Origin of the sequence: Streptococcus oralis, assembly GCF_023611505.1 — a bacterium.
In the GTDB taxonomy this organism is placed as follows: Bacteria; Bacillota; Bacilli; order Lactobacillales; family Streptococcaceae; genus Streptococcus; species Streptococcus oralis_CT.
Window position 1 is genome coordinate 1,177,661 of sequence record NZ_CP097843.1, and the last position, 12,341, is coordinate 1,190,001.

9 protein-coding genes and 1 other annotated feature are annotated in these 12,341 nt (G+C 40.9%); all 9 genes read right to left on the reverse strand.

Annotated elements, in window-relative coordinates; genetic code table 11:
* Positions 1-7 precede the first annotated feature (7 nt).
* The 9 genes from trpX to tehB all read right to left on the reverse strand — a co-directional run bounded on the left by trpX (position 8) and on the right by tehB (position 12,327).
* Positions 8-1,003, reverse strand: a complete 996-nt coding sequence (gene trpX, locus M9H69_RS06080) for a tryptophan ABC transporter substrate-binding protein (RefSeq protein ID WP_250315076.1) — start codon at positions 1,001-1,003, stop codon at positions 8-10.
* A 117-nt stretch (positions 1,004-1,120) separates the two neighbouring features.
* Positions 1,121-1,336: a binding site (T-box leader), on the reverse strand.
* A gap of 96 nt (positions 1,337-1,432) precedes the next feature.
* The gene (gene ppc / locus M9H69_RS06085; RefSeq protein WP_250315077.1) at positions 1,433-4,129 is read right to left on the reverse strand and encodes a phosphoenolpyruvate carboxylase; all 2,697 of its coding nucleotides are present in this window, start codon (positions 4,127-4,129) and stop codon (positions 1,433-1,435) included.
* A gap of 24 nt (positions 4,130-4,153) precedes the next feature.
* Complete coding sequence (gene ftsW, locus M9H69_RS06090; protein ID WP_061598515.1) at positions 4,154-5,377, reverse strand: cell division peptidoglycan polymerase FtsW; 1,224 nt, start codon at positions 5,375-5,377, stop codon at positions 4,154-4,156.
* Positions 5,378-5,565: 188 nt separating this feature from the next.
* Positions 5,566-6,507: a peptidylprolyl isomerase PrsA gene (gene prsA, locus M9H69_RS06095; protein WP_000727162.1), complete on the reverse strand. Its 942-nt coding sequence runs from the start codon at positions 6,505-6,507 to the stop codon at positions 5,566-5,568.
* A 67-nt stretch (positions 6,508-6,574) separates the two neighbouring features.
* The gene (locus M9H69_RS06100) at positions 6,575-7,288 is read right to left on the reverse strand and encodes an O-methyltransferase (protein WP_000230405.1); all 714 of its coding nucleotides are present in this window, start codon (positions 7,286-7,288) and stop codon (positions 6,575-6,577) included.
* 1 nt (position 7,289) lies between these two features.
* A complete protein-coding gene (pepF, locus tag M9H69_RS06105; protein ID WP_250315078.1) occupies positions 7,290-9,092 on the reverse strand; it encodes an oligoendopeptidase F in 1,803 nt (600 codons plus the stop codon).
* Between the two features lie 18 nt (positions 9,093-9,110).
* Complete coding sequence (locus M9H69_RS06110) at positions 9,111-10,067, reverse strand: competence protein CoiA (protein ID WP_250315079.1); 957 nt, start codon at positions 10,065-10,067, stop codon at positions 9,111-9,113.
* 76 nt (positions 10,068-10,143) lie between these two features.
* Positions 10,144-11,292, reverse strand: coding sequence for a Card1-like endonuclease domain-containing protein (locus tag M9H69_RS06115; protein ID WP_250315080.1), 1,149 nt, complete (start codon positions 11,290-11,292; stop codon positions 10,144-10,146).
* Between the two features lie 174 nt (positions 11,293-11,466).
* Entirely contained in the window at positions 11,467-12,327 is an 861-nt protein-coding gene (gene tehB / locus M9H69_RS06120) for an SAM-dependent methyltransferase TehB (protein WP_250315082.1), read from the reverse strand.
* Between the last annotated feature and the right edge of the window lie 14 nt (positions 12,328-12,341).

Sequence of the window (12,341 nt, forward strand, 5' to 3'; positions counted from 1 at the left end):
TTTATCTTTATTCAATCACTTGTCCTGCTTCTTTTAGAACGGACTCAGGAATGGTGATACCAAGTTCCTGCGCTAGTTTTTTGTTGATAACCGACTTGCCAGTTGAGAAGACATTAACTGGCGTATCAGCTGGTTTTTCACCTTTCAAAACTTTGGCAATCATCTTACCAGTAGCCACTCCAAGATCGTGTTGGTCAACTACTACAGATGCTAATCCACCTGCTTCTACCATGGCAGTAGCACTTGGGTAGATTGGCTTTTTAGCTGTTTGGTTGCTTGAAACAACTGTTGAGAATGCTGATGCGATGGTGTTGTCAATTGGAACCCAAATCGCATCGACCTTGCTTGTCATGACATTAACTGTTGAAGCAATTTCATTTGTTGATGGAACAGCAAATGTTTCGACTGTCAAACCTGCTTTTTCAGCATAAGCCTTGAATTCTTCTACCTGTGTTTTTGAGTTATCTTCGCTACTTGAGTAAAGAGCTCCGATCGTTTTGACATTTGGTGTGAGGGTTTTAATCAACTCTACTTGCTGTTCAGCTGGGTTGTGGTCTGACACCCCTGTGATGTTGCCACCTGGTTTTTTCAAATCTTTGACCAAGTTAGCACCGATTGGGTCTGTAATAGCAGCCATGATAACTGGTAGGTCTTTTGTAGCACTAGCAAGTCCTTGAGCAGCTGGTGTTGCAATCCCAACAACAACGTCATTTCCATTTGCCACCAATTGTTTACTCATGGTTGCAACCTTGCTCTGATCACCTTCAGAGTTCATAAAGTCGATTTTTACTTGATCGTCCTTATAGCCTTCTTCAGCTAGTCCATCTTGAATCCCTTGGTAAATCAAGTCCAAGGATGGGTGACTAACAAACTGAAGAACACCAACCTTAGCGACCTTTTGCTCTTCCTTAGCTGCTGGCTTGTTCATTGATGAATAAATCAAGCTAGCCACCACCAATATAGCTAATCCAGCGATAATTCCAATCAAACGTTTATTTTTCATACTTTTTCTCCTTTTAAATCACTTGTATAATACTCTTTTCACTCAAAACAAGCGACGCCATCGTCTAAATTTCATAATCTTTCCTCCCATAGAAAAAATCCTCACACAAAAAACTTGTGTGAGGACGTCGATGCGCGGTACCACCTCAATTATAGGGACTATCCCTATCGCTCTTTCTCGCAATAACGAGCTGCACTGTAAGGTGTGCTCACCGAATTTTTATGATTTCAAATTCTTAATAACATTCAGCCCAATTTCATCACTTTCATCTATCTGTTTTCACCAACCACAGACTCTCTAAAAAATGAGCATGATTACTTTCTGAATGTTTAAATTATATCATTTTTCAACTACTTGTCAAGGCTATTTTTAGAATTTTTTAAACAATTCAAAAACTTCCCCTAGTAAAAAGAGGAAGTTTGTAGAATATCAGCCTGAATTACGCAAACCGGTTGCAATTCCGTTGATAGTAGTATGGATCAGTTTTTCTTCGTCAGCTGACAATTCGCCGCGACGTTGACGTTTGATCAACTCCAACTGGATGTAGTTAAGGATATTAAAGTAAGGCATACGATAGTTTAGGCTGTCTTTTAGGTAAGAGTTTTCTGCCAAAAGTTCGTCATAGCCTTCAATAGCTAAAATAACATCCTTAGTCAACTGCCATTCATCTAAAATAGTGTAGTAGATGGCCTGCACTTCTTCATCTTCACAGAGCTTGGCATATTCAAAAGCAATGTTCATGTTAGACTTAGATAAGACCATGTCTACATTGGAAAGCAAAGATTGGAAGAAAGGCCAGTTTTGGTACATATCACGAAGGAACTCGATATTCTTTGGATCTTGATCAATAAACTCTTTAAAGCTTGATCCTACACCATACCATCCAGGGAACATGACACGACTTTGTGACCATGAGAAGACCCAAGGGATGGCACGCAAACCACCGATTTCAGTGATGGTCTTACGAGCTGCTGGACGCGAACCGATATTGAAGCTTGAAATAGCCTTGATTGGGCTTGACTCGAAGAAATAGTCATAGAAATGTTCGTTTCCAAAGACCAAATCACGGTAGATATCGTAGCTACGGTCCACTACTTGATCCATGATAGACTCATAATGATTTGAGGTATTGGTATCGCTCTTTTTCTTGGTAATCATACGGTTAATGGCCGCGGATACCAACATTTCAAGGTTATAGTAGGCAGCGTCTTTGTTACCATATTTGTTTCCAATGACTTCTCCTTGCTCAGTCAGACGGATACGGTCCTTGATAGACTTGAGCGGTTGAGATGTGATAGCTTCATAAGTTGGACCACCACCTCGACCAACAGTACCACCACGGCCATGGAAGAAGGTGACTTTAACACCAAATTCATCTCCAATAGCAGTCAGTTGTTGTTGAGCCTTGTAGAGTGTCCAACATGATGATAGATAACCACCATCTTTATTACTATCGGAGTAGCCAAGCATGATTTCTTGGTAGTTGTCTTTTGAAGCAATCCATTTTTTAGCCAATGGAAGAGAGAAGTATCTTCTCATGGTTTCTTCCGAGTGATCCAAGTCTTCAATCGTTTCAAAGAGGGGAACAATCTGAACGCGCGCTTTTTGAGCATCAACCAAGCCTACTTCTTTGAGCATGATGGCTAATTCTAGCATATCAGATACACTTGTCGCGTGAGAGATGATGGTTTGGCGAATGACATTTTCACCCAGTTTATCCTTCAACTTGCGAGCAGTTTTGAAGATAGACAATTCTTTCTCAAGCAGTTCTGACTTTTCAGCATGAGTAGCAGAGAGGATACGAGGATCTTCTTCCAACTCTTTTAAGAGGAGGGCGCATTTTTTGTCTTCAGAGAGATCGCTATAATGGTCGTTGATCCCTGCGGATGCTAACAATTCTGCCACACAGGCTTCATGAACACTAGAGTCTTGGCGCATGTCGATAGAAGCAAGGTAAAAGCCAAAGATTTCAACGGCTTGCATCAGTTCAACAAATTCTCCTGAAATCAGGTATTCCCCTTTGTTCTCAAGGAGAGAATCTCGAATGGCCAACAAGTCTTGATAAAATTCATCTGCAGTAGCATATCTAGGCTGAAGATCCTTATCTTCAATGAGATAAGCCTTAGTTGCCTGCATCTTAGCTTGGATATCAAAAAGAGCACGACGATAGAGTTCTTTTTCGCGGTAAATGGAGTTATCTTGTGACTTAAGCGCCATCTCGCGGACCTTATCACTGACATTCACGATACTGGTTGAAAGTGAAAATTCACGATAAAGATTATAAATCTTTTCATCGTAGTAGTTCATGATGACTTCACACTGAGTCAAGGCTGATTTGTTGAGGGTCTCCGCTGTTACGAAAGGATTTCCATCGCGGTCTCCTCCAATCCACATCCCCATAGTAATTGGTTTTGGATGTTGGAGCTCAATTCCTTGTTCCTTAGCTAGTTTCTTATATTCAGCCGTCAAACGTGGCACAGCATTCAGGAATGAACTTTGATAGTACTCCATCACGTTGGTGATTTCGTTAGTCACCTTCAATTTCTTCTCACGAATCATGTCTGTTTGCATGATAATTTCAATGTAACGACGGAGATCCATGTTCCATTTTTCTTTATTAATCAAACCTAGTTTGACATCACGATACTTGCGCAAGAGAGTATGGATATGGTTGGTCAAGTCCAGCATACTCTTGCGTTGTACTTGCGTTGGATGGGCGGTCAAGACAGGAACGACATTTAACTTTTCTAAAATTTCAGCTGCATTTTCTTTTTCAGCTACCATCTTTATGGTTGTAGACAATTTCCCTAGATAGTCTTGGTCCACATTGTTCTGGTGGTTAATTTTATAGGCTAAGTCCACATCCTCAGATATATTAATCAAGAGTGGAAGGATAGAGAAATAACGAGAAATGTAAATCATTTCTTCATTGGAAAGGCTAGTCACCAGTTCATTGAGCCCTTGATAGTTTTCATTTGTTGATAATTCCTTCAACTGCATGATTTTTTCAAAGGTCTCTGGTGCTAGCATATTTTTTGTGATATCTTCTAGCAGCTCAGTCAAAATTAAGACTTCTTCTTGGATGACGGCTTTATTACTATAGTTTTCTAATTTCTGAAGAGACATATATTTTTCCTTTCCATACAATCCTTACAGACCTTCAACAGTTTGAGATTCATATTCTCTAATGAGCTTGGCACGTTTCTCGCTGGCATCGATGTTTAATACAAGCGCAATGGCTACGGATAATACCAGGAGACTGTTCCCACCTTGTGAAAGGAAAGGGAAGGTTACCCCTGTAGAAGGAATCAAACCAGAAATCCCACCGATATTGACAAAGATCTGGACAAGAATCATCCCTCCGACACCGATAGCAACCATGGAGTTAAAGGGATCCTTAGCTCGAATACCAACCAAGATGATTCGCAAAATTAAGAAGAAGAGTAAAGCCAAAATCATACTCGCTCCCACGAATCCAAACTCCTCTATAACAATCGAAAATACGAAATCCGTATGGGCTTCTGGCAGATAACCACGCTTCTCGATAGAATTTCCCAATCCTAGTCCGAACCAGCCTCCATTAACCATGGCATAGTAGGAATTTGCAAGCTGGTGTCCTGCACCCGCCAAGTCATTAAAGGGATTAAAGAAGGCACTAAAACGTTTAGCAACATAACCAAATACCGGTATCTGAGAAAATTTTTCAACCCCAACGAGACGAATGACAGATAAGAATAAAATTGAACTCCCTGCTAATAGAGCTAGAATAGTCGAGAACCAACGATAGGCGATTCCACTAACGGTGTACATAATGAGCGCCACCAAGACCAAGATGGTCGCATTTCCCAAGTCGGGGAAAATCCCCAAGCTACCAATCAGAACCAGCAGAACAAAACGCCAGTCATTAAAAGCTCGAGGCAGCCACTGATTCTTTGTCAAAACCTGGAAATCATAAACCGCAATCTCATCTTGCTGTTTTGAAAAACGATGTGCTAGGTACCAGATGATGATAATCTTAAGGTATTCAGCCGGCTGAATCGTTACAGGTCCTACAGAAATCCATCCGTATGCTCCATTGACAGGTGTTCCGACCAGACGCGCTAGGGCTAAAAGAATCATCTCCACAATCATCACGATAAAAATGAGACGTCCATTTCTCAGGAAACCTAATTTTAATTTATAGATTAAGGCAATCAAAACCAAACTAGCTACCCAGAAAATTCCCTGGTTACGTACCAATTGAAAAGCGCTTTTTCCTTCTTCAATTAAGGTTGCACTCGTTGTCGAGTAAACTACAATCAATCCCAAAATCGACAGAAGAAAATAAGGAATCAAAATGGAATAGTTCAGTAGGTGCCTTTTACTAATTTTCATATTTCACCACTCTAATAGGAACAGAGGTGGTTGTCCCTAATTCCGTTTTATTTTCTAGTTTTGATTGTTATTATACCACTTTTTCAGAAAGAAAAAAACTATCATCCTTTAATCCTTCGAATTTTACTTATTTTTTGTCTTCAAGCATAAAAAATACAAACCTCAAATGAGATTTGTAATTTCATTGCTTAGTTAGATGAAGAGCTACTGCTTGAGCTTGAGTCACCACCACCGATGTATTGGGTGAAGATGTTTTGGAAGGCTTGATCTTTGACTTTGATATTAGCAGCTTGTAATTCTTTACCAATTACTCCTTGAACAAAGGCTGAATCATTTTGTTTTTGAGTCAAAATGATGGTCTTCAATTTTTCTTTGTAATCCTCTATATTAGAAGATTTTTCTGTTTTCTTCGTTACTTTGATGATGTAGAATTGATTGCTGTAGGCTTGTGTTCCAGTAGCCGTAATCACATCAGAAACACCGTTCACATCCAAGGCAAAGGCTGCTTTTTTGACTTGTTCTGGAAGTTCTGTTGAAGCAGAGTCAAAAGTGATTTCTCCACCATTTTCTTTTGTCTTATCATCGTTAGAGTTGTCTTTTGCCAACTGAGCAAAATCTGCACCTTCTGCTTTGGCTTTCTCAAGCACTTCTTTTGCCTTGTCTTCATTATCCATACGGATGATTTGAGCTGTCACATCTGGTGTATAGGACTCAAAAGCCTTTTGGTAAGCCTCATCTGTCAATTCACTCTCGGCAGCTTTCTTAACCGCCAATTCAACCAATTTGCTAGTACGGATTTGAGCTTTACGAGTCTCAGGTGTCATACCTGCCCGTTGAAGTACGCTATTGTAGCTATCGCCGTATTTCTTTTGTTCCTCAGCAACGGCGTCATCCACATCTTTATCAGTCACTTCTGATCCATATTGTTTTTCAAATACTTTTTGAATGGTCATGTTGAGCAAGACTTGTTGCGCAGTTGGATTATTCTTTACTTCTTCAAAGAATTGATGTTCTGTAATCACATCACCCTTCATGCTAATCAAATCTTTTCCTTCAGAACTATTTGAACAAGCTGCAAGTGTTGCTACTGATAAAAGTGTGATGGCTCCTGCCATAATTTTTTTCTTCATGTTTACTCCTTTTACGGTAAGTGTTACTTTATCTATTTTACTATAATTTCTTAAATTTTTCTGAAAATCATTTATCATCAGGTAGCTGTACATCTGCTACATTCTTTCGTAGCATGAGAATGCCATCACCAAGAGGAACTAGAGTTGCTGTTAGACCTGGATTGTCCAAAGTTGCGTCGAAAAGTCTTTGCAAACCACGATAAATCGTTCGTTGACCACGGCGGACTTCCATGATGTCCTTGGCAACATCTCCTCCTTGAAAAATATCATCCAAGACAACCACTCCACCAACTTCAAGTCGTTTGAGGATTTCAGGTAGAAAGACGATGTACTTGGACTTAGCCGAATCCATAAAGACAAAGTCATAAGTTTCTGTCAGGCTAGACAAAACATCTACGGCATCTCCCTCTAAGAGGGTGATTTGCTTACGACTGTCAAACTGGGCAAAGTTTTCCTTGGCAAAGCCTATCATCTCAGGATTGCGGTCAATGGTTGTAATCTTAGCATCTGGCGCATGCTCCGCCATCAAAAGAGCTGAAAAACCGATAGCTGTCCCAATTTCCAAAATATTCTTAGGCTGCAGACTTTCCATGAGAAATCGAAAGTAAGCAACTGTTTCATGAGGAATGATTGGGATATTTTCCTTGCGAGCGAAGGCTTCCAATTCTTTCAAAGAACCAGTCACCTGCTTTTGACGCTGGCGCATGAGTTCAACGATTTCTTCCTTGACGACGGGACGACGCATATTGTGATTGGCATTTTTACTATAAGACTCTACCATCTTAAGCTAGTCCCAATTTTTCAACAAGAGCTTCAAACTCGTTCAAGCGACGTTCAAAGACTGCAAAGGCATCATTAAGATAGTCTTCTTTTTCCATATCAACACCAGCTTTTCTCATGACATTGAGTGGATAGTCTGATTTACCTGCCTTGAGGTAGTCGATATAGCGGTCACGATCTTCTTGACTACCATGGACAATCTTCTCAGCCAAGGCTGAAGCAGCTGCAAAACCAGTCGAATACTGGTATACATAGTAGTTATAGTAGAAGTGTGGAATGCGCGCCCATTCGTACTGAATTTCAGGATTGTCCTCCTTGCTGAGTCCATAGTACTCTTGGTTCAAGTCGGCATAGAGTTTATTGAGGAAATCACTTGTCAAGACTTCACCGTTTTGATCTGCTTGGTGGATGGCATGTTCAAACTCAGCGAATTGAGTTTGACGGAAGACTGTTCCACGGAAACCGTCTAGGAAGTTATTGAGGATAGCAAAGCGAGTTACATCGTCTTCTACTTCTTCCAATAATTTCTCCGTCAAGATATTTTCGTTGGTCGTTGAGGCAATCTCCGCCAAGAAGATAGAGTAATCTCCGTAAACATAAGGCTGAGTTTCACGAGTATAGCTTGAATGCATACTGTGACCTGTTTCATGGACAAGGGTAAAGAGATTGTCTAAATTGTCCTGCCAGTTGAGAAGCATAAAGGCATTGGTGTCATAGGAACCACCAGAATAGGCACCTGAACGCTTGCCTTGATTTTCATAGACATCAATCCAACGCTCGCTAAAGGCACGTTTGACACGGCTCAAGTAATCCTCACCCAAGACTGCCAAGGCTTCTTCTGCTTTCTTCAAGGCTTCTTCGTAGGTAAAGCTGTATTCTACTGAAGATAGCGGTGTGTAGACATCGTACATCTTGAGATCAGAAATCCCCAAGATTTTAGAACGAAGCTCGAGGTAACGATGCAAAAGTGGCAAATGCTTGCGAACTGCTGCTACCAAATTGTCATAGACACTTTCTGGAACAAAGTTTGCTGCGAGGGCTGCATGGCGAGCGCTCTTATAGTTGCGAACTTTGGCACGGTAGTTTTGCACCTTAACATTTGTCTGCAAAGTCTTAGCATAAGTGTGTTGGAATTGCTCGTAAGTCGCATAGAGGGCTTCATAGGCACCACGACGTACTTCACGGTTTTTAGACTCCATCAAACGGATGTAAGTACCGTGTGAGAGTTGCACTTCATTACCTTCATCATCCAAGACGTATGGGAAGGTGATATCTGCATTGTCCAAAATAGCGAAAGTTTCACTAGCAGCGCCAAAGATTTCTCCTGCTCCAGCAAGTAATTCTTCCTCACGTTGCGAAAGAACATGGTCTTTCTTTTGCAAGAGCTTGTCAAAAAAGTGCTTGTAAACTTGGAGTTTTGGTTGAGCTTCTAGGAAGGCCGCATACTGCTCCTCACTAATCTCCATAAACTCAGGTTCATAGAATGAAAAGGCTTGTTCTAACTGACTGTATAGGGTCATTGCCTTAGCATAGTACTCTTGATACTTGGCTTCACGAGTGTCTTGGTCATTTTTCATATGCGCATAGACATAAAGCTTTTCAACTTGGCGTTCCAAGTCGAGTGAGAATTCTGTGATCTCAAGCAAACTGTCTGCGCTGTCCAAGAGATGTCCCTCATACTGAGATGCTGTTTGTACTTTTTCAGTTAAATCTTTCAAGGCTTCTTCCCAAGCCTGGTCTGTTGGGTAGATTGTTGAAAGATCCCATGTATCTTTTTCATTTATTTCATGTCGTTGTAATACCATAAGATTCCTCCATCCTTTCTATTTTACCACATTTTTTGAGAAATATAAGTGATAAAAGGCTGGTGGATAGAGCTTTTGGCAATTATTTTTCGGTTTTTTTTGATAGTAAGCCTGAAAATTTCTATAATAGCTAGTCAAATCCGTTTCAATCTGCAAAAAATCACCTGATTCTATCGGCTTGACTTGAGGATACCAGTCGTCTAGTTGACGGTTTAATAGATTGTCTCCTTGGTGATAGGCCTCTTCTTGCTTCTTCATCCAGTAAGGCGTTTGGTAGTACAATTGTTGGCGAATGTAGTGACAGATAGTTGGATCTTGAGAAACTGTGATACGAGTTAGCTTTTGTTTTTGATAAGGAAAGCGTAGAATTTCCAAGAGGTTTCCTTGACTAAAGGGAAATTCCTTTACCTGAAAATGAAGCTTACCACGTAGGTCCTGATGTAAAAGATATTTCAGTCTCAAAACTTGCTTTTTGAAATCTAGTTCCCAAGCATAGAAACCCATATTTTGACTAAAATAGAGGAATCCCCTTTGCAGTTGTGTTAATCGCTCTTTTAACCAGAGTTTTTCTCCCAGTAGCCAGATAACCTGATAACCATGACTACGGTAGCCTTGACTTCTATCGCCTAAAAGCTTTTGAGACAAGGGACTGCACTGAACCTCCAGAGCTAATTTCTCATTGACGAGAACATCCGCAATCTGCTGAATCTCGGGCAGACTATATTCTAAGGCGACTTGATTGTCCTTCTTGGCCCAGTGATAGAGGGCCTCTTTATTGCCCAAGTGTTCTGGACTTTCATTTTCAAAAATGGCAATACAATCTCTTAACCTTTCATGGGCAAAGTGCGTTCGAATACTCTGTCCCTGACGTAATCGTAGTCCACCACCACAGGCTGGACAAGTATAAGCTTGCTTGCTAACATCTTTTTCGAGGGCATTCACCAATTTCCCCTGTGCATCTCTGGCTACAAACATGGTCTACCTCCTTTTCTCATTTATTCGAAAAAGAACTAAAAAAGACTGGAATTCCAGCCTTTCATAATATTATTTCTTATCTTTTTTGTCTCTTAGAATATTTTTTTAGCATGGGAATGAGATTGGAAATCTGCTCACTTCTAATGACCAGCACGCCGTATTCTTGACAGCGATTGGCATAAACAGGATTGATTTTCCCCGTACAGACAATTAACTTGAGGCAACTTTCCCCAGCAAAATGATTGGCGTAGACTTCTAGCTCATTGATGGCTTCAACTGATAAATCTGTCATCTTGCAGGAGATAAAGGTAATCGAGCGTCCCTTTCTCAGAATGACATCAATCTCATTTTGAACATTGTCCGCCTCTGGAAAGATGCCATTCCAATCAATCTCACCGCCTATCATGCACTCATCAAACAGCTGAGATTCAAGCGCCAAGAGATAGAGATATACCTCTAAAATATGCCCCTTGTTGCGGCAAAAGATTTGAGCTTCTTGACTTGGAAAGCTGTAGATTACTCGCTCCTTGTCCTCGCCTTCAATACGAAGCATCCCCGCTTCTACTAGTAAGGGGATCAGGGATTCTGGATAGTGATAATACTTGCCGTTGTTTTCCAGTATTTTTTCAGTCTCAGCATGCAGGTCATTGGTCTTAGCTAAAGAGAAAAATTGGGTTACTTGATACCAGTGGGCGGGATTGGAAATAGCCGAGCTGGCTAGTTTTTTAATAGCCTTAATTTGCTCAACTGAGTGGATAGGGCGTTTTGATTTGAGGATTTTTCCACCACGCAAGGCTATCAACTGTTGGATGCTTAGAGTTGGAATATCCAAATCTTCTTTTTCCAACTGACCAGCTACCCACTTGTATTGTTTTCCTCGTTCAACATCCATGGCAACGATGGGGAGGTGGCGATCCAAGCCATATTGATAGAGAGATAAGGCTAGTAGTGAATCTCCGCCAAAAACATCGAGAAGGACTTGGTCATAGCCTACTAGGCAATAATCTAACTGGTTCGCTAGTTGTTCTAAAGACAGCTGACGAAAGGACACTCTTTGTATATGGGGGACTTCTTCAAGGATAAACTGACGGAGGGAGACTTTCTCATCATTGCTTATTTTCGTCAAAGATAGAAAAAGAATCTCGTCACAATCACTGATAAAGGCTTGGTAGACATTCTTTTCCAATACATGCCGATCATACAGCTCCAACAAAAGACTCGTCATTTGATCACCTCCATCTTCTACAACTGTTTAAGCAGAGAGACAGTAATAGACCTCTACTGCTCAGATTTCCTACTTCTAGTATAGCATAAAACCTGCTCGTCCCAATCAACCAACGCAAACAAAAACGAATAGAAACCTTGCAAAGTGATTTCTATTCGCTGGGTTAAGTTTGATTTACTTGACTTTTTTGGCTAACATGGTCGCAAAGCGTAGTTGAATGCGATTGCCATTTTCATCACGACGGTGCAGATGTCCTAGATTTTCATTGTACTTAACCAATTCCCAATCTTTGTAGTAGTCCGCCAACTCCCCTTCTTTAAAGGTGAATGGGAAGTTAACCGAGCAAGGATAATCCTCTGTGTCCATGGCACAGACGATAAGGTTGTAGCCTCCAACACTAGTTTGCTCCTGCATATTCTGGATGATAGCTGGAATACGGTCTGCTTGAAGAAACATGAGAACAACTGTTGAAACGATGAAATCATAGTCTTGGCTAACACTGGCTGAATTGATATCGTAAAGACCAACAGGCATGTCTAGATCCTCTTGTTCCACAATGCTTTGCAAGATTTCAAGGGACAATTCATTTTGATCCACTGCTGTCACATCAAAACCATTCTGTGCGAGAAAGAGAGAGTTACGGCCTTGACCACAACCTAAATCCAAGGCCTTTCCTGGTTTTACCGTTTGCATAGCTTCTAAGACTTCCGAATGGACTGGATTTGTATTGTATTTCTTAGGGAAATAATCCTCAGGTTTACAATAAAATTCCAAGTACCATTCTACATCGTCTGTTGCGGCCTCTACTCGGTGCCAGGTTTGCGGTTGCGCCATAGGGTTGTCAGCTCCTGCCTCAAAGAAGTGCTCAGCTAGAACCTCACCATCTTCAGTCAACTCAATAAACTTAAGAGTTCCTTTTAAAACAGTAATCTTGCCCCAAGTCCCAATCTTAGTATTATGTTTCTGCTGAACTGCTTCAGGCATAGTCTGTTTGTTCCACAAGGGCATCCGTTTATAGGCAATTAATTTTTCCATTTTACTTCCTCTTC